Source organism: Brevibacillus centrosporus (assembly GCF_046622605.1).
Lineage (GTDB): Bacteria > Bacillota > Bacilli > Brevibacillales > Brevibacillaceae > Brevibacillus > Brevibacillus centrosporus.
On the sequence record NZ_CP176856.1, the window covers coordinates 5435979 to 5458275 of the forward strand.

Here is a 22297-nt window from a genome sequence, read left to right on the forward strand (position 1 = left end):
TTAATTCGAATAAAATCATTGCTTATGGTCACTCCCACGGTGCCTACCTAAGCTATTTGTGCAATGTATTTGCACCCAACCTCTTCACCTTATTAATCGACAATTCTTCTTGGCTGTTTCCTCTGTTTTTAAAAGGCAAGAGATACACAAATTATACTGTAGGAAATATTTTGCTTGGAGTATCCTTTGAATACTTGGCTTCGCAGATCGAGATGGATGAAACACTTCTTTACCTTCCCAATCTATATACACTCATAAATACAACCTGTGAGGTGTATTGCTTCCATGGAACAAATGATACATTAATCCCCCACACGCTGAAACGAGCTTTCTGCAATGTCCTTCCCCATTGCCATTATCACGAGATATCGGAAGCCGGTATAGATGGTCACATTTTCAAGTCTACAACTCACGGTCTGGGGGCAGATTTTTTAGCATTATTTGATTTCGTTATGGGCGAAAAACAATTTGAAAAATCGACTATTTTCAAGTTGACCCCCATGACCATCGAAAGTCCAGTTCAAGATTATTACTTAGATTACACTCATGGTATTCCATTATTAAGAACGGCCAAAAAGGGATTGAATTCTAACTAATCTACTTATTTCTGTTGCATTCTAGTCTCTTTCGTTTTTTGCAATAAAGTATACATTCTAACGGACTCGATTATTTCAAGTGCTCGATTTTCCCATGTATGTTCACCACTAGCAATCTCTTTGCCATTTTGCGCGATTATATTCAATTTTTCTGTGTTCTTGAGATGCTCCTCAAGAACACGGGAAAGCTCATTCATATTTTTGCTACTAAATAAAAGAATACTTTCACCGTGTTTGAAATTTGTGCGTAGGTAGCGATTGTTCGTCGAGAGCGCTACGCTCCCCATTAGCATAGAGGTAAAGATTCGCTCATGGCCACCAGCATGAATGGTTGGTGTAATATTTAATGTCATTTTTGCCTCTTTCATTTTCTTTTGAATCCCTAAAAAGCTCATATTATTATTGATTAGAAAATTAGCTCGTGATGCTAAATTCAATTGATCCCATCCGTTTCCAAAAATATCGACTCTGTATTCAAGGGTATGTAAGTGCTCAATAATGTCTCTTCTAATCTTATTTCTTACATAACTATCCACACTCATCAATAAATGCCAAAATTCTAAGTGAAGGGAATCTGACAAAAGAATCCCTTTATCCACTAGTATCTTTTTTGTAATTTCGTGAATAGGTACGCATTCCGACTCCAATGCCTCTTCCGCAATAGCATCTGCCACTTTTCCTAAGATACTAGACGATGAATTTTTCCATTTCGAACGGATCTCGTCTGGATCAATATAACTTCCGGCAAATAGAATATCGATCGGTCGATCCGCAGACTGCTTTGCCGAAATGAGATCATTTTTATTGACGTAAGAACCATGTGGGATAAACAGTGTCGTAAACGCCCTAGCAAATTCAGCACCCATATGTCTTAAATAATTGATATGTTCAACATCCATACATGAGACAATTACGTTGTTATGCATTGCGCTTTCCAATCGGTTGATATGATACATAGGATGATCAACTAGATAGGCAACGAAAGGCGTTTTCATGTTTGTAAACAAGGATTCACCATTCAGATCCATCTGTATCCCAACTCCATTTAATCCCACGAAAAAAGCTACCTTCTTTGATCCCAAAATAGATATAAGTTTTTCATCCCAATGGTCTTGATTAAGATCGATTATTTCCACTTCATAATTGAACTTCCCAAAAGCACGAGCTAAGTCATTGGCAAAATATCGGAGAACATCATATTGACTACTGCCTTTAAAAACGATAATTGTTTCCATGAAGACCTCCATCATAAAAGACCTATTCTAATAACGAATGAAACGGCCGAGGCTTCCGGCCGTTTCATTATTTTCTGCGATCAAAAAAGGCACCATATCCATTAGGACCTGTATCAACATCATTGTACGTACTAACCGCCATCTTACTTTTTTGAAGCACAGCCATTTTACCTTGTAATTTTTGTAGACGAGCATCCATGAGCGGTAAAATCTTTTGGTTCAGTTGATACCCATTTTGTAGTACCTGTTTCTGCGAATCCGATAAGGTCAAACCCTCTGCCATTAACTGATCAATTTGCGACATCACAATATCACGCTTATCTAAGAAATTCAACCACTCATTCGGGTCTGAATCTTCTGTAAGAAGTTGTTCCTGAATTTGAAGGGTTAACTGAAGTAATTCGTCTGCAAGCTCATCCATCCGATTCATTTGCAACCTCACCCTTGCTTTTTCACGAGGATCATGGCTTGCTTCCACGTGTCCCGAAATTCTATAAAAAATCCTTCTACCTCGTTTAAAATATCTGTATCTTTTTGTATATTAGCTTCGATCATTCGATGTAACAGATAATCGTACAATTTCTGTAATTCCTTAGAAATTTCATACTCGTTATTCAGAGTAGACATTAATTCGTACAAGATATTTTGTACCTTCAAACAGCACTCGTGTGCCTGACTCACATTTTTTTCTTCCATGCAAACTTTTGCCTGCTTAATAAATTTTAAAGCACCATTATAAAGCATAAGAGTTAATTCAGCAGGAGAAGCCGTTGTTACCTGATTATTTTGGTATGTCTGAGCAGCATTTTGTAACATCTGCATCTCTCCCTGTTATTGTTGCCCCAGCATGTTTGCGAACCATTGTCCCTGAGACTGCGCTTTTGACATGGCACTTTCCATTGCCGCGAACTGCTTATAGTATCTGTCCTCGATTACTTTCAATCGATCTTCCCAAACCGCAATATCCTCATCATTCCTCGTAATTTCCCGTGAAAGATAGCTATCGTCATAAACAGAAGTAGCGCTACCCGCTTCCTTCGTGACATCCTTAATTGCTTTTGATAGATTATTAAACAAACGATCTGCGATTCCACTCTCGTTATATTTCACAGTCTTATCAGTGCTAGAACTAAAATTGGTAAACAATTTGATGACATCATCACCATTGTTCGTAATAGCATCCCGCAATTTTGTTTCATCAATATAAAGCTTCCCGTTTTCTAGATAGGCATTTTTTCCTGCTGGAGCTCCTCCAATTCCAATTTCCGAAAGGGTATCAAAGGAAGCATTCACACCTGTGCCAGACAGTTTCGTGCTAATCGAACGGCGCATTTCATTCAATGCACTTGTTAAAATCGGATCTCGGAGCAATATTCCACTTTTGGCCATACCGTCCATTTTCTCAGCGGTTTTTTCGCCAAGTGCTTCCTTTTCCTCATCTAACAGAGGTTTATATCCTTTATATTTTGGTTCAGATATTTTTTTGTTAATAACTTCAATTGCAGCATTGTATTTATCTATAAATCCCTTGATAGAATTAAAGGTTGCGTCCTCGTCCGCTCTAGTACTAACCAAAATAGGATTATTTTGGTTAGTTTGTTTAATGGTAAATTCCATGCCATCATATTTTACTGTGTTACTAGTAACAGTCTGTGTCACACCATTGATTTTCACAATCGCTGATTGACCTGCCGTACGCTCGCTCGAATCAATCGGAGTTGTAGTCATACCTAATTTACTACCGTCTCCGGACCCAGCAACCACCTGTACAGAGAATTTATTATCTCCCAGAATAGCTCCCGATGACGCATTCGCTGCCGATTTAATCACCAGCTTATTATCGACATATTGAGCTTCAACACCTATTCCCGCTCCGTTGATGGATTGAATCACTTTATCGATCGTATCGTCAGCTGCTACATTAATCGTTGTACCCTCAATAGTAAATTTAAAAGCAGAACCTATTTCTTGGCCGGAACTCGTGATGCTAGGATCGATGGAAAGTGCAACTGCTGCAGGCATTTCAGCCTTTGCCAATTGTGTCACTTCAATCGCATAGGAAGATGACTTTGGAGAGCCAGTAGCTTTTGCAGACACAATCGCATCATTTTCCGATGTAGCTATTTTTTTACTGAAATTTGCTGCATATCGGATGCTGTTAATCGAAGTCTGCAAATCAGCCAGAACCGTGTTTAAATCACGATAGGCATCCCGCTTCCATTCATTCACATACTTTTGTCGAGTTAAACGATTCAAGGGTTCACGCTGTGTCTTCATTAAATCTTTAACTATTTTTTCAGTATCCATCCCGGATGCCATACCACTAATACGAATTCCCATAATGACTACCTCCTATCTCTTCTCATCGAATAAAATTCCTAGCGCTTCATGCATATTTGCAACCATATCCATTATTTTTTTAGACGGAATCTCTCGAACGACTTGATCATTCCCATCCAGCACTTGTACGTAGTATTCGTTTAGTTTCTCATGTAATGTGAACTTAAGATGCGTACTGCTTGGCTGTAGAAACTTATTAAGATTCTCCAATTCTTTTTCAATATCTTTGCGATTTTCTTTTTTGGTAGCTGGATCAACTGGTACAAACTCACTTGACCCGCCCGTATCTCTAGTTGTTGAACCTGTTAGCACTTTTTCCGAATATCCTGAGATGCTTGGGCCAATCGAACTATTCCCACCGATACTCACGTCATACCCTCCCTAAATTATCCCTATAGTAGATGTATCGGAATAATTTGTTCGGGAATTTACTAGGTTACTATTTTTGATTTAAGAAGTTCCTCAATTACCAGAAAATCCATTTTTGTGTCAATATCAAGGGAGCGTTCTTTTGGCATTGGGTATCCAATTGTATCCCTCTCTACAAATGATCGGCTTTTGTATAACCAATCTGCTTGTGCGACGTATACCGCTCCATTCAGCACGTATACATCCGGTGCATCCTGCCTTCTATTGATCCGTCCATCAGACTCAATCAACGGTTTCATGGTATTATCCGCTAACAAATGATACATCCAATATGGTGTTTTATCAGAAACTGTGACCGATACACAAGCCTTTGCCGATGTTGCCATACACTTTTCGATACATCCATCTATATCCTCCACTGTGCGAAGTGGAGAAGTTGGCTGTAGTAATACTACGTAATCGTAGGCACCTAGTAGCTTCATCGCATGCAAAATAGGCTCAATTCCTGGAGTATCATCCTTTGCTAATTCAGGTGGACGCATAAACGGAACTTCACATCCATACTGGGCAGAAATGGATGCTATCTCCTTATCATCCGTGGAGACAATTAGGCGGTCTATATATGTCGATTTTTTCGCCTCATCAATCGTCCACGCAATCAAAGGCTTACTGGCAAGAAGCTTGATATTCTTTCGTGGAACTCCCTTTGACCCACCTCGAGCAGGAATAATGGCTAGAACCGTACTCCCTTGTATCATCCAAAGACCTCCTCGAACTCTATATTTGCTCGTTCGAAATCTGAGATACGTCCGATATCCAGCCAATACTCCCTGATTGGAAAGGCGATTGTCTCTTTATTCTGTTTCATTAACACGTCAAACAGGCTTGGCATGTCAAAAATACTGTTATATGGAATCAAGCCAACTACATCCGGATCCAAGACGTAAATTCCAGAATTCACAAAAAATCGCTGAACCGGCTTTTCTTCAATACCTATTAACCGCTGCTTGTCTACTTTCACCACCCCGTAAGGGACCTGGTAATCATAGTCTCGCACACACATCGTCCCACTTGCTTGGTGTGCTATATGAAAATCCAGTAATTGTTCAAAATTCACCTTTGTGAGCAAGTCTCCGTTCATTACAAAAAATGGAAGTGAAGGTGGCTCAGGTAATAAACTAAGAGCTCCTGCTGTTCCCAAGCTTTTCTCTTCATTAATGTACTCTATCTGTACATTCCATCTGGATCCATCCCCAAAGTGTTCTTTAATCATATCGGCTTTATAATTTACAGAGATGTAAAAGCGATAGAAGCCATATTCTATAAAATTGAGCAGAATCGTTTCCAATAGTGGTTTATTTCCCACATTTAATAGGGGCTTTGGACATTCTTGGGTCAATGGGCGCAATCGGGTCCCTAACCCACCCGCCATCAATACAACTGCATTTTCTTTTCTTTTGGGGCGTAGTAAATCATTCAGCATTTCTACATGAATAACTCGCCCCTCCTCATCTACGACAGGTATTTGGTGCAACTGCCTTACTTTCATCAAGGCCAATATATTTTCACGTGTATCAAATGGAGACGCTACAGTTGGATAAGTATTCATAACCAGTGACACTGGCTCACTAAGAAGCTTACCTTTTAGAAGCCCCCTGCGAATATCCCCATCGGTAACGGTTCCCAGCAAACGTTGATTCTCATCGACGATCAAAGCCAATTGCCTGGCTCCGGTATCTATAATTTCGATTACCTGTAGAATGGGAGCCTCGGGACCAATCATAATACTTTTCCAATCTTTCATCGATGTCTCACACCTTTATGATAAACTGTCGTACTTTATCTCTTTTCGCCAGTAATAACCCATTCTTTTACTTCACGATCAATTGCCATATACTTTCGAGTAATTAATTGAATTTCACTAATTTCAAAGCGCTGAATTAACTCATGTATTTCTTTGTAGTCTGTAAACCTACTAACTCCTTTTCCCGCAAGTGGCCCCTCATTGACAAGATACGAGTTATGCTCAACTTTTTCTCCAGTTTGATCTCCCCAGCTACCCGTCGCAAATGTCCTGGAGAATAGTTTGCCACCCTTTTTCGTTACTCGGGCCATTTCATTGTATATCTCTTGAGAATGCCTGAAAGAATTGCAATAAACCGCTTCACTGTCGATAACTGCATCAAAAAAATCATCTGGAAAGGGAAGCTGAAGAATGTCTCCCACCACTAACTCTCCCGACCAACCTGGACATTCACGTTCTAGTCTGTTTGAAGCTCTATTTATGGCAGTTGCCGAACCGTCTACTCCATAAACGGTAAAACCCTCTCTTGCGGCATACCAAAGATTTGCCCCGGGACCACACCCTACCTCCAGGAGTTTTATTTCGCTCCTATTCGGAGTGCTATAAAAATTCCTAGCAATGAACCGAATTAAATCCTCACCAGGATACTTGCCCCATTCCTGTTCTTGAAATATTTTTTCCCATACCCCATCCCAACTCATAATTTTCCTCCTATCGATAAAACAGTACTCGATTTGAAGTAAGTCCTGTTTTTTGTTCCCACTTATTTTTTAAACTTCGGTATTCTTCAGGCATATGAATACATTTTCCAATTCGGAAATCAGCCTTTTTATCAGAAAATCCAGCTTTAAAGTACAAGAGTGCGTTATCCGGGTTACTATTTGTTCCGCCGCCTAAATGCAATCTTTGGCACCCACGCTCTTTTGCACGTAAAGCAGCTTCATGAATCATTAAAGTTGTTCCGGCCAATTTTTTCGCAACTTCATTTGAAGCCGATAAATGATATTCCATAATAAATTCATTATCGAAAAAGATAGAAGCACCTATGACTTCATCATTTAGCTTGCATAAACAATAAGATGCTCCAAACACAGACTTCCAAGAATCATAATACTCATTTGAAAATAGATAGAAGTCGTCAGCCCCGATCGATACCATAAGGTCTTGATACAATTTGGGAAACCAACGAAAGAATTCTGTTGCGTCAGTCCACTCTATATGGAGATCGTTCTTTTTTGCTTTACGTATCATGTTCCTTACGCGTGATTGATAGCCGAGCATCATATCTTCTTTGTTCAGGTCTACCCAAACTGTGGAACGATCCTGAATCACTTCTCCTCCATAATAACGCCAGTTTTCTAAAATCGGATGGAAACGAACAAACTCGGCAAGAACACCGTTTGTCCTGCACCACTTTTCGTATTCCAGCCAAGCTCGCTCCAGAAAAGCTTCATCCTCAGTAGTTGCAATGGGACCACCGTAACCATATGGAGATTGCAGGTCAAAGTAATCAGAATCCGGTACCCTCGACATATGAAACGAGTTAAAGAAGACCTCACCATTTTTTTCATACACGAAGAAGATAGGTTTTAGTTCCGGATTTCTCTTAGCATCAATCAGAAGGTAGAAAGGATGGTGGGAAGGACATTTTTCTGTGTTCTTTAATTGTTTATAGATTTTTAGAGCTTGCTCATATCCAATTTGCATCTATGCTCTCATCTTCCTTGTAATTCCGATCTGCTTTTTTCCCCAATAGACTCCAATAATACATGGGTGAAATTCCCTTTCCCGGGCGTTTAGCAGTTATGTTATCTATCGTAAAAATTTCCCCACATCGTATCTCGCACGCAGCAACCAAGCTCTTCCTTGCTATAGCTATATTCTTTACTTCAGAAGGAGCTGGTGACTTCACAGATGATCCCAAAGCCATTTCAACTTGTCTAATTCCTTGTATCATGGTAAACAACTCATCAGGATTGAGAGAAGCCTTGTGATCAGGACCAGGTAAATCCTTGTCTAGCGTAAAGTGCTTTTCTATAATCTTTGCGCCTCGTGCCACTGCCGCTATCGGGATTGTTATTCCCTCTGTGTGGTCTGAAAGCCCAACTGGTAAGCCAAATGCGTGAGATAAAGTGTCCATTGCATGTAAATTAACATCCTCATATGGTGTTGGATACTCTGTGGTGCAATGCAATAATCTCACTTTTTTATTAAGTACTAGTTGTCCTGCTTCACTTAGGAATGTTTCGCGAAACTCCTGAATCGAGCCAGGAATATCAACTTGAGTGTACCCGTAAGCAAGAACTCCAAGTGCCTGTTCAACCTCCCCCAAAGTAGACATCCCAGTAGATAAAATAACAGGGAGCCTTGTTTTAGCTATTTTTAGCAGTAAGGGGGCATTCGTTATTTCACCCGATGGAATTTTCAGGAGAGGAACATTCATTTTATCAACTAGTAAATCAACACTTTCTAAATCAAATGGGGTTGATAAAAATTGAATGTTGCAATCTTCGCAGTATCTTTTTAATTCCTGATGGTCTGCCTCGCTCAATTCAAGCTTCTTTACCATCTCCAGTTGCGATTCGTCATTTTGGGTAGTTTGCTTTTGATAGTCTGCCTTTTCAGCATATTTACTAATAACCTTTTCTGATTTGAAGGTCTGGAATTTTACCGCATCTGCTCCTGCCTTTGCTGCAGTTAAAATCAATTGCTTTGCCATCTCTACCGAGCCATTATGATTTACTCCTGCCTCCGCAATAATAAATGTCCTCTGTCTTTCCATTCAGATCGATCTCCTTAAAAATTGAGCTAGTCTATCAACACAATATTCAATATCCCGTTTGGACACTCGCTGATCTATCGGGATGGTTAAAAGCATGGAACTTAATTTGTTGTCTGCTTTGCCCACTTCAAGTTCTAATCTCTCATCCGCTATTGGCCAATGTATGGGGCAAAATACGTTTTGTGTTATGAGATAATTTCTTAATTCATCGCGATTCCTATGTATCTGGATGGGAAAGCCGAGAGGAACTTCGTCTTCAGAGAGATTATCAAATAGTTGACTAAAGGAACCTATTTTTCCGCATTCTTGCTCCATTAAATCCTTTATATATAGCCAATTCTCTCGCCGCTTTTCCTTTATTCCTTTAAAATTTGTTCTGTTGAATAGATATCGGGAAAAAGCTGACATTTGGCGAGGAATAATTCTGTCGTCAATTATAGATTCTGCTTCATTTAATAATGGGAGAAAAGAGTGAGCATCTCCATTAGCTGCCCGAATCAATTTTCCCATTACCTTTGAGGAAATAAACTCTTCACATGGCTCTTCCAGTACAAAACTAGCCGGTTCGCCACGGTACGCCAAAACGGCACCGTCCGGTTGTGGTAATACCTTTCGATAACTATAGATCACGAAATCGCCAGTATTCCCTACATTATTGCTAAAACCAGCCTGCACATTGTCCTCAATAATAAAACAGGAATCCCTTCCATTTATGTCATTTAACCAATTAATAATTCCCTCATTTTTGATTCCAAAATAGTTTATAAAAAGAAAGGTTTGTCCATCCAGTTTTTCTGGCAGATAGCTTGGAGATTGAAGATCCTCACCCGTAGAATAAAAATGCAATTCAAATCCTAGTTGCCTAAATGGTAGAATGACAGATTCACAGCAGTAGACTGGGAGCCAAGCCTCAGCTTTTCCCCCTAAGGATCGAATTCTCAGTAAGGCTAGTAGCAAAGCTGATCGTCCCGTATCGACAAACAAATAGTGATCATTATTAATATAAGGTAATGGTTCCTGGCTAGTTGGCTTTGAAAGATAGTGTTCCCATGTAAGATCGAACTCTCCACCTATCCGAAATTCCTTTTCCATCCCCTCACCTATTCCTTACAAATCATAGAATTTTTTCATTAAGATATTATCTAAATCAACCGAGCTAAAAAAATCCTTAATTAGCTTCGAAGTGTTTCCAACTCCGTATACTGAAGTCGTACATGCAGCAACCTTTTGAAATTCTAACGAACATGCCATATTAATAGCATTATAAATCTCTTCACAAGTTTCTCCGGTATCTATGATCGAACTAGCCTTTAATCGCCCACTTTGTCTTTTCCCAATATTTACGGTAGGTTTCCCTAGTGCTGGAGCCTCAACAATACCACTGGAAGAATTCCCAATGACTACATCGGATAATCTCATTGCACTCAGATACCTAATTTGTCCCAGTGATGTACAAGCGTAGACCCTGCTTGGTTGACTGGCTGCATACTGGTCAATCATTTCCAGAATCCCTCTACTGCCAGGGTCTGCATTCGGTTTTGTTATAATAACCCTCGCATCCCTGAATTTGTCTAAGGCAGAAAAAAGGGCTTCTACTGCAAGCTGAGGATTTTCGGAGCTAAGAGACACAGGATGGTATGTGACTAGAAAATTTGTCTCGCCTAATTGAAATCCTATGCTCTCTTCAAAATCTGACTTGCTCATAAAATTCAGTCTGTTGATATTATCTAACCCAATATCACCGAAATTAAAAACACGATCCGGCGATTCCCCCAACTGAATGACTCTTCTTCGATACTCTTCCGCGCCCACAAAATGAAAATGAGACATTTTTGTCACTGAATGTCGAATAGCTTCATCTATAACACCTTCAGTTGTCTCTCCCCCTGATATATGCGCGATTGGGATACGGGCTATCATAGCGGCTTGCGCTGCTGCCAATATCTCATATCGGTCTCCCAGAACAACCAGAATGTCCGGTTTGAGCCGATCAAATGCTTCCGCAAATCCGATAGTAGCCAACCCCAATGACTTTGTTACTCCAACAGGCGTATCACTTGAAAGAAGCATCTCTATTCTTTCATTAATGGTAAATCCGTCTTTCTCAATCTGCTCGTACGTCATTCCAAATTCAGGGGAGAGGTGGGAGCCGGTAACAACCAGCTGCAGCTGTAAATTTTGATCACTTTCCACTTCTTTTAATAACCAATAGAGTAACCCATATTCAGCACGGGTCCCTGTTACAATACAGATTTTTCGTTTTAGCATGATCTCTCCCCCAAAAAGGAACTGCTTGGGATATTTACAATTCTTTTTTCCAAGCTTAAAGCAACTGACAAGTCCATTTTAGGACATTGCTTATACATAGGGAGTTCGTGCAAAAGACTCCATACTGGGCGGGTCATTACCCCAGCTTTATTTGAAACCTCGAGGAGTTCGTCTCTGTAACACGTCATTGCCTCGTCGAGTAAAATGGCATTCAACCAGTAGTTACTTTTTGCAAACGGAGGTTCGGTAAAAAAAGTGACTCCCGGTATTTTGGCAAAGACATCTTTGTATCTTTCAGCCAGGCGGCGCTTCTGTTCAACAAAAAAAGAGAGTGACTCCATTTGTGCACAACCAAGTGCTGCATTTATATTTGGCAACCGATAGTTGTAACCCACTTGATCATGAATAAAAGCCCATTGGTGCTTGATTTTTGCAGTAGTTGTCAGGTGTTTTGCCATTTCACCCAGTTTCTGATCATTTGTCAAAATGGCTCCTCCGCCACCCGTGGTAATAATTTTGTTGCCATTAAAGCTAAGTGCTGATACTTTTCCCCAGTTTCCTGTATGCTTTCCTTTATAATAGGACCCCAAAGACTCAGCTGCATCTTCGACAAGCTCGATCTGATATCTCTCACATACCTCTAGTAAGGTATCCAATTCAATCGGATGCCCAAAGGTGTGCATAGGGACGACTGCCTTTATGCGTCTTCCCGTATGTTTGTTGAAGCACCCCTCTGGCCGTACGACAGCTATTTCCTCCAAATAAGAGGAGAGTTTTCCCGAGTCTAGGCCCAAAGTTCTTTCCTGACTGTCCACAAAGTGTGGAATCGCTCCACAATACGAAACCGCATTTGCTGTTGCAATAAACGTGAGTGATGGTATGAGAACCTCGTCATTTGCCTGAACACCCACCAGCAGCAGAGAAATATGCAACGCAGCCGTCCCATTTACAACAGCAACGGCCCGCTTCGCACCTGTATACTCCTGAAGCATGCTTTCAAACTGATCCACATACTTCCCGACAGAAGATACCCAACCTGTATCTAGGCATTCCTTTACGTAATTCCATTCATTCATTTGAAAACTAGGCTCATGTAATGCAAGGAATTCCTTCTCACTTGATTTCAGTTCTTGAAGGATACCAACGATCGTCTCGGGAAGATGTGACTGTGTCATAGGTTATAGATCCCCGCCTTATACTGTGCCAAGTTTTGTCTGTCTGAGAACCATTCAATAGTTTCCCGTAACCCCTTTTTAAAGCCGTCACCTCCGCCGTAAGCTGGTTCCCAACCCAAAATTCGTTTTGCTTTTGAGTTGTCCGCCCAAAGGCGCTCGACTTCGCTTTTTTCTGGCCGCAATCGGATATCATCGGTAACGATGTCTATTTCCATATCCATGAGCCCGGCTATCAAATGAGCTGTTTCTCCAATAGAAACCTCAAAATTGCTCCCAATATTGATGACCTCCCCATTCGAATGCTCCGATTCCAGGATGGAAATAAAACCGCTAACAGTGTCTTTTACATAGTTAAAGTCCCGTGTTGGGTGTATAGAGCCCAGCTTAATGCTTCTTTGACCGCTAGCAATTTGAGAAATAATTGTCGGTATGACAGCTCTCGCTGATTGCCGAGGACCATAGGTATTGAACGGTCGGATAATCGAAACAGGCATGTTAAATGAGCTGTAGAAAGAGTATGCTAGCTGATCGGCACCGATCTTGCTCGCTGAGTAAGGAGATTGCCCCTGCAAGGGATGCTCTTCTGTAATAGGCACAAATTTGGCCGTGCCATATACTTCACTAGTAGATGTATGCACCACCTTTTCCACGCCAAGCTCTCGTGCTGCCTGCAAAACATTGAGCGTTCCTTTTATGTTTGTGTCCACGTATGTATCCGGTGAGTGGTACGAGTAAGGAATCGCGATTAAGGCAGCCAAGTGCAATACGGCATCGCAACCCTGCATGGCCGTTTTCACACCATATGGATCACGAATATCCCCTGAAAAAATCTCACTTTGCTTCAATACATCTTTGGGCAAATGGTCCAGCCACCCCCAGGAATTAAACGAATTGTAATACACGAAGGCTTTCACATCGTACCCTCGGTTCACTAGCTCCTCCGTCAGATGTGACCCAATAAAACCATCTGCGCCGGTTACGAGTATCTTTTTCCCTTTATATTTCATGGCTACTCCCACTTATTTCACGCACATAGCGTATTCTTCCATTTCTTTATGCATGGCTGCAAGCATATCTTTCACATTATCTATATCCACCCGGCAATTGTCCAAATAGGAGCGGAATTCCCCTGTAACTCTTTCCGCCTTCTCAAATGGGTCTTTTGAAAACCGCAATTCCTTAAACGTATTCATAAGAAACTCAAATTCCGTTATATTCATACTCTGGATCAATAGTACAAAAAAATGATTAGCCTGCAGCTTATCAAATGCCTTATCGAACTTATTGAATAACCGCTCAAGTTCCTTTGCATTTTTACGTTTCAATGCAAATTCCATGTCTGCTAACAATAAATGAAAAGTACGGTAAACATTATCAAGTTTGGTTTGAAGCTCATTCATCCATTTCGCTTTTTCTTGAAAATGGGGTAAATCGTATTTCACTTCGTGTTTATTTATCCAATCTTTGTTTACGATATTTCGTTCAGTTAGTTTTTCTGCGATCACTTTGTCTAACGACACATAGGTAGTGCCTTCGATATGCGCTCCGCCTTTAGTGGTATTAATTACCTCCAAGTCAGAGTACATATTCACATAATGTTCCATTTCTTTCCGGAACATATCAAGACCTCTGTTCGTATAGACGTCTTTTCCTTCGACATCTTTTACAACAATAGCCTCCTTCCTTTGTTTTTCATCAACTTTTCCAACATAGGTAATATTTTTTGAATACCAGCTGTCACCCAAATAAGCTAAGTTTTGCCCTACCAAAACAACTGGATCGCACCCTAACTTGTAAAGTATCTGCAAAGTGATAATGGCAATTGATTTTGAACTATCAACAAAATCTATACTCTTCCCATCTTCGCGTTTCAAATAAAGAGGGGTAAGATAGTCACGAGCAACAACAAAATTCAACAGCGGTCCTGGATATTTGGGGATTAACTCATGGCCTACGATACTTCCAAAAACTAAAGGAATTGATTTTAAATCTCGCTCTATTACCTTTTCAAAGACCATTTGATTTTCCACACTGCCATCATAGGTAAACGCAGCATCAGGTTCAATACCATTCTCAATTAACGTATTGATTGACGTACCAACTGAAAAAATATAGGCTAGACCATTCTCTTTTATATATCGCAAATTTTCTATTTCTACATCCAACGATGGTCCTGCCGAGACCAAAATAGCGGGCTTCCCACAGAACTCACTCGGTTTCTCATGAAGTAGATTGGGCGTTCGGATGGCTGTCGGCATGTTCATAATGCTGTTTACTGTTAGGCGCTTGGCAAAGCTTAAATTAGCGCTAATGGTTGCACGTTTCAAAAATACCTTATCACGGAATTCTTCAATAAAATACTTGGTTTGCTCGCTAAAGATCCTTTCGTAAGTAGGGAGGACAATCATAACCATTTCTGCTTTCACATGATCAATAAGATGCTTAAGATTCTTCGTGAGCACGTCCGAATCTATACCCATGTATATATTTTTTAAATTATTATTTGCTATTTTATTGATCTGTCTGTGACTGGCATACTGAGTAAAAATAGTAACATTCGGTTCATAGATACTAAAAGAAGTGGAAGGATGCTGCTGAATAAAAGCTTCAATATGGTAACCCAGTCCCACTCCATAGAAAACCACATGTTTCTCACTATCAATATTTTGAAACTGTGCAATGACTTTCTCTGCTTCACTAACCGGGTCATATTTGCTATGCAAAAAATTCGATATAGAACCTGTTTGAACCATAAGGGTAGGCAACCCATTTTTCGCCATCTCTACTCTGATATTCTCTAAATCCAGATTCTCTTGGTGTTCATTTACTGTTTGCCAAACCTCTGGATATTTCTTTTTCAAAAATGAGATGTTATCAATTAAGATCATTACTAACGACCTCATTAGCATTAATTTGTGGCAAACCCGCTGAAACTTGCTCAAACTTAGGCAAGATTTCATACTGCAAGATATCCCCTATAAGGATGGCATCTTGTTGTTGCACGGCCTCCATAAGGACTTCCACTTCGTTCGTGAAGTCTAGCAAAACTTCATATTGTGAATGGGATTCTTTTGCATTTTGTTGTTTTATAAACTGAGATGTCTCTTGGCAAAACTGGATCCCCTCTACTAATTGCTCTAGCTTTACCCACACCTGATCAGATCCACTTTTGTAAAACTCGTCTGATAAAGCTTTTATAGCTGGAATGGCTCCTTGAACATATTGATGAGCAGACTCCAGCATGTCCGTAATTAATTCTTCAACCTTCACCATGATCACTTCTATATGTACAATCTCAGCCAAATTTGCGGTAAGGTATTCAATATGTTCATGAAATACATCGACTCCGTCTATTCGTAAATGACTAAAAATCAGTGTGGAGTTTTTTGTTTTCTCACGAATGAGTTCGATTGTATCGATTGCTGATATTTTTTGGCTATCTAATGAAAATTCCTGATTTAAAATTGTTAAGCGCATGTAGAATACCCCCTGCTTTTGTCCTTCTATATTCTTTATCGGAAAAACCCTTCATCTTGATTAAAGGAAATGATCCCCACTGATTTTCTTAATGAAAAAACAAAAAACATAGACCTCTGTTTGACAGAAGTCTATGTTTTTTCTGATGTAAATTAACGAAGCAGTTGCAGTACGCCTTGTGGCAACTGGTTAGCTTGCGCCAACATTGCTTGAGAAGCTTGTGTAAGGATGTTGTTCTTCGTGAACTGCATTTGCTCTTTCGCCATATCTACGTCGCGGATACGGGATTCAGCAGCAGTCAGGTTTTCAGAAGTGATATTCAGGTTGTTGATTGTGTTTTCCAAACGGTTTTGGTTCGCACCAAGGTAAGAACGCGCTGCACTCACCAGATTGATAACATCGTCGATACTAGCCAATACATTGGATGCTCCGCCAGCGGAACCAATGCTCCATGCTTCCAGAGCAGTGGATACGCCACCCAAAGAGAACTTAGTAGCATCCAAAGTCAATTTTTGACCAGCTTCTTGACCGATTTGGATCGCGATCGAACCAGCATTGTTAGCAAGCAAGGAAATACCGTTGAATTTCGTAGTATCCTTGATGTTTGTAACCTCTTTCGTCAGCTCAGTCAATTCTTCTTGCAGACGAGCGCGGTCATTCGTGGAATCGTAAGTTCCGTTTGCTGATTGGGTTGCCAATTCTTTAATGCGAACCAGCATGTTGTTTACAGTTTGCAGAGCACCTTCAGCAGTTTGGATCAAGGAGATTCCGTCTTGGGAGTTACGGGAAGCTTGTTCCATACCACGGATTTGTGCGCGCATACGCTCAGAGATGGAAAGACCTGCAGCATCGTCAGCCGCACGGTTAATGCGGTAGCCGGAAGACAGTTTTTCTACGTTTTTAGCCAGGTTTGCACCGTTTGCACCCAGTTGACGATGAGTGTTCATAGCAGACATATTGTGTTGGATAATCATGTAAAGTTCCTCCTTGAGTTGTCGACAGTCACGTCCCTGTGACTGCTACATATAATTGAGACCAATCACAATCGCGCGCTTGTGACTTTGTCCCTACACTAATATTATCGGCTCACAGGATTTGGGTGTTTAGTGCTTTTTCTACTTTTTTCTGCAAAAAAACAAAAAAGATGATCTATTGACCATCTTTTGACTCCTTTTTGGTTTGAATCAACTGTTTTAAAGCTGCCCAATTCCCCTGGCTCTGCATCGCCTGGAGATTCTCTTCCTGAATCGCATCGTATATTTCCTTCCGATACACATCCAAATTACGTGGAGCATCAATGCCTATCCGCACTTGATCTCCTTCAACAGAGATAATTTTGATTTCAATGGTGTCCCCAATCATGATCGATTCGTTCTTCTTTCGGGAAAGGACCAACACTTGAGCACCACCTACTTTCGATCACCAGCTTGTTGTTCAAACAACGGCTGACGTATGGAATATGTATCCTCCTGCAAGATCACCTGGCGCCCCATCCGATTGGACAGATTCACTACGATTGGAGCCTTTAAATTGACTGTTGCCAGGTTGTTTTCGCGAATCGTTATGATTGTAAAAACCGCTATCTGCGACTGATCTTCCACTCGTAAGGCTTCTTTTGCTACCTCTGACAGCTCAAACTTGTACTCAGAAAAAAAGGAGAATGGATCAATGACCCAAAAACCCACATCCTTCTCTTCCGTCGACTGAATCAGAAAAAAGGGACTCTCCTCTTCCTGCATCAATTGAAAAAACTGCAAATGGGAAAACCCCGGGATGCCATCTTCAAAAAATAGCTTGCCCAATTCCACTTGTTGACTTGCGCTCATGTTTTCCCCTCGCTTACATCATTTGATCCAGTTGACCGCCTACCACATCTATTTTCAGACTATTGTATTGTATCATATATGGCTCGACCTTGCCTGGTGTATAAGACAACTCAGGCGGTTTCGTAACCGGGTCCATACTCATACCATTTCGCTGCACGTTTATCACGACAGGTTTGAGCTCTGCACTTATATCTACACCTTCATCCTCCGAAGCCGCGGGGGGCGTATAGCCCCCCTCTAGTGCCCGTAGTCCTTTTTCTCTACCAATATTTGCAATAGCATTTTCTTTTGTATAGATACGCATCAGGCGATCGCCCTCTTGACTCTTTTCCGCAATCGCTTGAAGTGCTTTCTGCTTACCATAAGAAGCTAGGCTATCTGTAAACTGCATGGAAGTCATGATACCTATATTCGCTCGAGCTTGGCTAGAATCTATTTGCAGTACGATACGTGCTTGCTCGATATTCAACGTCGCAGGTACTTGCTTCAAGTTCATCTCAGCTTGCGGTTGCTTGATTTCTTGAACAGGCTTGTTGATATTTAACCCTAGCTGAGCAAACGTGCTTTGCATTTGGATTTTCGGGATATTCATGGCTTACCTTCCTCCCGACAGCCTAGCGCAGAAAGTCCAACAATGTAGGCTGAATAATACGTGCGCCCGAGCCTAATGCAGCAGAGTGCACGCTTTCCTGTGTTTTCAAATCTGTCATGACTTTCGCCATATCGGCGTCTTCGTTCTTGGACATCAGACCCGTAATGTTTACTTCTTGGGAATCCAAACGTTCTGCAATCAGTTCAACACGATTTACGTTGGCCCCTAAAGATGCCCGCTCAGACAGAAGCTTGTTATACTGGTCATCCATTGCTGTTTGGAATTGGGTGGCCGAGTTTCCGCTGCTCAGTGCCCCAATAATATTGTTCAGCACTGTGAACATATTATTGGCATTATCCGGGTAGTTGAAGATATTTTGCGCATTCACGTTTGACGTTACAAACACACCTTGACTCACTTCCAAATTAATGGGAGAGCTATTTGTGCTGACGAAGTCCCCAGCACCAGCTTTTGCTGTTGCATCGTAAGGGGGTTTATTTGTATCCGTACCTGCAAAAATATATTTCCCGTTGATTTGCTGATTCGCCAATGTGCCCATATGCTTTTTCAGCTCTTCTACTTCTGATCCCATTGCTTTTAGATCATCAGGGGAAACGGCACCATCGCCGGAATAGACGAGGATCTCCTTCACCCGCTTCATAATACTACCCATCTCATCCATCGTCGTATCCGTCATATCCATCCAGGACTGTGCCTCGTCGACATTGCGCTTATACTGATCATTCTCCATCAAAGAGGAGCGATAGAACATACCACGAGCGGCAATAACGGGGTCATCAGAAGGCTTGTTGATTTTGCTGCCCGACGAAAGCTGCTGCTGCAGCTTGTCCATAGTCCCCATCGACTTATGCAAATTACGCAGCATGTTGCTGTTCAACATATTTTGCGTTACGCGTACCGCCACTACTAACCCCTCCTATTAGAGACCCACACGGCCCATGCCGTTGATGACTTTGTCCAAGATTTCGTCCATACTCGTCATGACACGCGCAGAGGCGCTGTATGCGTGCTGGTATTTGACCATTTCCGCCATCTCGTCATCGATGGAGACTCCAGATACGGATTGGCGCTGGTTGTCTACCGTTCCGACAAGCATCTCCGAGTTTGCTTGATTTCGCGTCGCTTCCTGGGCATCTACACCCAATTGGCTGATCGTATAACGATAGTAGTTATCCAGAGTTGAGCTTTCCGCCAAGTCGTTTGGACCTGTACCTGCAGCCAGTACTTTGAATTTGATGGAAGATATTGCCAGTGCTGTCTCGTTGTTACCAACAGGAGTAGAGGTTGCTTCCGGTTTCGCTGCTGCAATGGCGTCCAGGCTCTTTGTGATTTCAGGGTTGATGGTGATGTTAAGGGCGCCTTTTGGATAATCCTTGGTCGCTGCGTTCCCTGCAAGCGCGGTCGTGTCTACGAAGAACGGCAAGTCTTGCACCGTACCATTATTTATATCCGACAAACTCACACCTGCACGGTGGATGTCGTTAATCTCTTTTGTCAGGTTCACTGCCAAAACGTCGAGGCGCTTCAAAATGTTAGGAACAATCTGGTCGCGGGATTCCAGCGTGCCTGCCATATATCCCGAAGTCGGCGTAAATGCAGCGCCACCCAATGTCAAATCGCTCACGCCGGTAAGCGGGTTTTGTACCGCAGCAAAAGGCTGAGACGTGATTCCTGTTACAAAATCCCGTCCTTCAATCGTGACGTTCACCATGCCAGCCGTAGACTGCGTCGCCTTGATGTCCACCAGCTTGGAGAGCTTGTCCAAGAGAACATCCCGCTGATCGTACAAATCATTGGGCTGATACCCATGCGGAACCACATTGGAAATCTGATTGTTCAGGCTGGCAAGCTGCTGACCGATCGAATTGATCTCCATCGCCTTCACATTTACCACATTGTCCAGATCGGTTTGGACTTCCTGCAGGTGCTTGTAAGTGGTATTAAACGTATCCGCTACCGCTTTGCTTCGCTCGCGAACAACCGCACGAGCAGATGTATCAGTCGGGTCTTTCGCCAAATCCTGCCATGCCTGCCACATCTGGTCCATGACCTTTTGCAGGCCGGTATCAGAAGGCTCGTTCATGATGCCCTCGACTTTTTCCAGTGTTTCCGTTCGTGCATCCCAATAGCCTTGACGCTTGTATTCATTGCGATACTGAATATCCAGGAACTCCTCGCGCAGGCGCTGAATGCTGTCTGCCTGTACCCCTGTACCAAGTAAGCCTGGCTCGATCGTTTGAAACATGCCCACATACGGAAGCCCCGTCGTCGCCTGCATGTTTACACGCTGGCGGCTATAGCCCTCTGTATTTGCATTCGCAATGTTGTGGCCCGTTGTATTTAAGGCGGATTGCTGTGCGAACAAACCGCGCTTACTAACTTCTATACCATGAAAGGTAGAGCGCATATTGACACCTCTTTACGCTTTTTTATTAAAAAAAGTTCGATTCGCCTGACGATAGCCTTCGGAGGCAGGATTGCCGTATATGAAATCGTCCTCCGGTGTATCGGTGATCAGGTCGAGCGTCATGTTTACAAAAGAAAGGGATTGCTTTAGCAACTGCTGATTCAGTTCATTCGCATCACGCAGTTCGTAAACAATCCGGCTTAGTTCGTTGCGACAGACGGTCAGTCGCGTTTTCTCTTCCGCACTGGTCGTCAACTTGATCAATTCAGCCAGTGTGCCTTCCTGCAGCGTAAAGCCTTTTTCGGTTGTCAGCTCTCTTACTACATTCAGACGGGCTGTTTCTGCTGCTGTAATTCCCTTGATCAGCTTTTGCTCTTGGCTCGTTATCGCCACAAGCTCATTCACATTTCCTTTAACTAGCACATCTTTCTTGTGCGTAGCCAAGGTGTACAAGGCCTTGTGCAACTGGATCAAGTTGTCGAGCAGCTCGTAGAGCATTTCCATTTTCGTCATCGTTGAATTCTCCCTCGTCTTCCCTGGAGAGCCTATTTGTTCTTTTGCCAGAAGGAAAGGAATTTCTCTGCGATTTTTTCACTCGGCACGCGATACGTTCCCTCTTCTACCTGCTTTTTCAGTTGATCTACTTTTTCCCGACGCTGCGGCGAATCTGGATCTTCCAGCTGCTTCAGCATTTCCAACGCCTCGGTTGAAATGTTCACTTCATCTTTCCCCATCGGGATCTTGCCGGATTTACCTACCTGGGAGTTACCAGTCTTGTTATAGGCATTGATCATACCGATACGATTGGGCTCATTAATCCGCATGTGAAAACCATCCTCTCAAACCACCGGACATGAATGATGTAAAAAACCGATGATACTTCTTAGTAGTATCATCGGCAATTTCGCTGCGCCCGATTAGTTTTTTTGTTACAAAACTATTCGTCAGTATTCCTCTTTCCTCGATAGGCCGCTGTCGAATTCCCTGGATTTTTCTCCTCATCAAGACGTCTCATGACTTCCAAATCCTGCGTGATATCATGCTTCAAACTATCAATGCATGAATCACAAAGATTACCGGTGTGTATCAAAGAATCGCAACGCTCGCATGGATATCCGAGATGCGGGTTGCCAGCAATGGATATACGGCCTTCTTTAATAAATTTCGTGATTTGCTTCACACTGACGCCAGTTACTTCACTCACCTGGTAAATGTTAGAGCCTCGATTTTCCCGTTTGCGCAAAAACCGCGCACACAGCTCATACTCCTGTTCCACCTGCTGATAGCACTTCGGACAAATATCGCGGACAGCTTGTACAAAAAGTGCATCACAACGCGAACAATTGGCAAGTTTGCCCAAAGACATAATGCCACCCCCTACATTCCTTCCATAAATTTTCCGTTC

General features: G+C 42.0%; 26 protein-coding genes and 1 pseudogene. 2 read left to right on the forward strand and 25 right to left on the reverse strand.

Annotated elements, in window-relative coordinates; genetic code table 11:
* Positions 1-5 precede the first annotated feature (5 nt).
* Both ACLIN2_RS27300 and ACLIN2_RS27305 read left to right on the forward strand, forming a co-directional pair.
* Positions 6-113 (forward strand): annotated as a pseudogene (locus ACLIN2_RS27300) (DUF2920 family protein); the annotation flags it as partial.
* An 81-nt stretch (positions 114-194) separates the two neighbouring features.
* Positions 195-596 carry a hypothetical protein gene (locus ACLIN2_RS27305; protein ID WP_411502677.1) on the forward strand — a complete coding sequence of 134 codons (402 nt, stop codon included), beginning with the start codon at positions 195-197 and terminating at the stop codon, positions 594-596.
* A 5-nt stretch (positions 597-601) separates the two neighbouring features.
* Here the strand turns inward: ACLIN2_RS27305 and ACLIN2_RS27310 are convergent, their stop codons facing one another.
* The 25 genes from ACLIN2_RS27310 to ACLIN2_RS27430 form a co-directional block, all read right to left on the reverse strand.
* Entirely contained in the window at positions 602-1831 is a 1230-nt protein-coding gene (locus ACLIN2_RS27310) for a glycosyltransferase family protein (protein WP_411502678.1), read from the reverse strand.
* A 67-nt stretch (positions 1832-1898) separates the two neighbouring features.
* Positions 1899-2261, reverse strand: a complete 363-nt coding sequence (locus ACLIN2_RS27315) for a flagellar protein FliT (RefSeq protein ID WP_411502679.1) — start codon at positions 2259-2261, stop codon at positions 1899-1901.
* Positions 2262-2269: 8 nt separating this feature from the next.
* A complete protein-coding gene (fliS, locus tag ACLIN2_RS27320) occupies positions 2270-2647 on the reverse strand; it encodes a flagellar export chaperone FliS (protein WP_411502680.1) in 378 nt (125 codons plus the stop codon).
* Between the two features lie 15 nt (positions 2648-2662).
* Positions 2663-4171 (reverse strand): flagellar filament capping protein FliD, encoded by a 1509-nt coding sequence (fliD, locus tag ACLIN2_RS27325; protein ID WP_411502681.1) that lies wholly within the window; start codon positions 4169-4171, stop codon positions 2663-2665.
* A gap of 12 nt (positions 4172-4183) precedes the next feature.
* The gene (locus tag ACLIN2_RS27330) at positions 4184-4540 is read right to left on the reverse strand and encodes a flagellar protein FlaG (protein ID WP_411502682.1); all 357 of its coding nucleotides are present in this window, start codon (positions 4538-4540) and stop codon (positions 4184-4186) included.
* Between the two features lie 62 nt (positions 4541-4602).
* Entirely contained in the window at positions 4603-5298 is a 696-nt protein-coding gene (locus ACLIN2_RS27335; protein ID WP_411502683.1) for a cytidylyltransferase domain-containing protein, read from the reverse strand.
* Complete coding sequence (locus ACLIN2_RS27340) at positions 5295-6344, reverse strand: nucleotidyltransferase family protein (RefSeq protein ID WP_411502684.1); 1050 nt, start codon at positions 6342-6344, stop codon at positions 5295-5297. The genes ACLIN2_RS27335 and ACLIN2_RS27340 overlap by 4 nt, the downstream gene beginning before the upstream one ends.
* A 35-nt stretch (positions 6345-6379) precedes the next feature.
* Entirely contained in the window at positions 6380-7045 is a 666-nt protein-coding gene (locus ACLIN2_RS27345; RefSeq protein ID WP_411502685.1) for a class I SAM-dependent methyltransferase, read from the reverse strand.
* A 10-nt stretch (positions 7046-7055) separates the two neighbouring features.
* Positions 7056-8051, reverse strand: a complete 996-nt coding sequence (locus tag ACLIN2_RS27350) for a peptidoglycan bridge formation glycyltransferase FemA/FemB family protein (RefSeq protein ID WP_411502686.1) — start codon at positions 8049-8051, stop codon at positions 7056-7058.
* Positions 8035-9126 carry an N-acetylneuraminate synthase gene (neuB, locus tag ACLIN2_RS27355; protein WP_411502687.1) on the reverse strand — a complete coding sequence of 364 codons (1092 nt, stop codon included), beginning with the start codon at positions 9124-9126 and terminating at the stop codon, positions 8035-8037. The genes ACLIN2_RS27350 and neuB overlap by 17 nt, the downstream gene beginning before the upstream one ends.
* On the reverse strand, positions 9127-10218 hold the full coding sequence (locus ACLIN2_RS27360) for a hypothetical protein (protein WP_411502688.1): 1092 nt from the start codon (positions 10216-10218) through the stop codon (positions 9127-9129). It lies immediately after the preceding gene.
* A gap of 15 nt (positions 10219-10233) precedes the next feature.
* Entirely contained in the window at positions 10234-11394 is a 1161-nt protein-coding gene (gene neuC / locus ACLIN2_RS27365) for a UDP-N-acetylglucosamine 2-epimerase (RefSeq protein ID WP_411502689.1), read from the reverse strand.
* Entirely contained in the window at positions 11388-12569 is a 1182-nt protein-coding gene (locus ACLIN2_RS27370; RefSeq protein WP_411502690.1) for a LegC family aminotransferase, read from the reverse strand. Before ACLIN2_RS27370 ends, neuC begins: the two co-directional genes overlap by 7 nt.
* On the reverse strand, positions 12566-13576 hold the full coding sequence (locus ACLIN2_RS27375) for an NAD-dependent 4,6-dehydratase LegB (RefSeq protein ID WP_411502691.1): 1011 nt from the start codon (positions 13574-13576) through the stop codon (positions 12566-12568). Before ACLIN2_RS27375 ends, ACLIN2_RS27370 begins: the two co-directional genes overlap by 4 nt.
* Before the next feature lie 12 nt (positions 13577-13588).
* The gene (locus ACLIN2_RS27380) at positions 13589-15457 is read right to left on the reverse strand and encodes a motility associated factor glycosyltransferase family protein (protein ID WP_411502692.1); all 1869 of its coding nucleotides are present in this window, start codon (positions 15455-15457) and stop codon (positions 13589-13591) included.
* Entirely contained in the window at positions 15444-16046 is a 603-nt protein-coding gene (locus tag ACLIN2_RS27385) for a hypothetical protein (RefSeq protein ID WP_411502693.1), read from the reverse strand. Before ACLIN2_RS27385 ends, ACLIN2_RS27380 begins: the two co-directional genes overlap by 14 nt.
* Before the next feature lie 152 nt (positions 16047-16198).
* A complete protein-coding gene (locus ACLIN2_RS27390; protein ID WP_411502694.1) occupies positions 16199-17020 on the reverse strand; it encodes a flagellin in 822 nt (273 codons plus the stop codon).
* 175 nt (positions 17021-17195) lie between these two features.
* Complete coding sequence (gene csrA, locus ACLIN2_RS27395) at positions 17196-17444, reverse strand: carbon storage regulator CsrA (protein WP_400588178.1); 249 nt, start codon at positions 17442-17444, stop codon at positions 17196-17198.
* Positions 17445-17455: 11 nt separating this feature from the next.
* Complete coding sequence (gene fliW, locus ACLIN2_RS27400) at positions 17456-17872, reverse strand: flagellar assembly protein FliW (protein ID WP_400588177.1); 417 nt, start codon at positions 17870-17872, stop codon at positions 17456-17458.
* Positions 17873-17885: 13 nt separating this feature from the next.
* The gene (locus ACLIN2_RS27405; RefSeq protein WP_411502695.1) at positions 17886-18464 is read right to left on the reverse strand and encodes a DUF6470 family protein; all 579 of its coding nucleotides are present in this window, start codon (positions 18462-18464) and stop codon (positions 17886-17888) included.
* Between the two features lie 22 nt (positions 18465-18486).
* Entirely contained in the window at positions 18487-19389 is a 903-nt protein-coding gene (gene flgL, locus ACLIN2_RS27410) for a flagellar hook-associated protein FlgL (RefSeq protein WP_411502696.1), read from the reverse strand.
* A gap of 15 nt (positions 19390-19404) precedes the next feature.
* A complete protein-coding gene (flgK, locus tag ACLIN2_RS27415) occupies positions 19405-20892 on the reverse strand; it encodes a flagellar hook-associated protein FlgK (protein ID WP_411502697.1) in 1488 nt (495 codons plus the stop codon).
* 12 nt (positions 20893-20904) lie between these two features.
* Positions 20905-21396 (reverse strand): flagellar protein FlgN, encoded by a 492-nt coding sequence (locus ACLIN2_RS27420; RefSeq protein WP_092275663.1) that lies wholly within the window; start codon positions 21394-21396, stop codon positions 20905-20907.
* 41 nt (positions 21397-21437) lie between these two features.
* Positions 21438-21716 carry a flagellar biosynthesis anti-sigma factor FlgM gene (flgM, locus tag ACLIN2_RS27425; protein ID WP_092275456.1) on the reverse strand — a complete coding sequence of 93 codons (279 nt, stop codon included), beginning with the start codon at positions 21714-21716 and terminating at the stop codon, positions 21438-21440.
* Between the two features lie 113 nt (positions 21717-21829).
* Positions 21830-22258, reverse strand: coding sequence for a TIGR03826 family flagellar region protein (locus tag ACLIN2_RS27430; protein ID WP_092275453.1), 429 nt, complete (start codon positions 22256-22258; stop codon positions 21830-21832).
* Between the last annotated feature and the right edge of the window lie 39 nt (positions 22259-22297).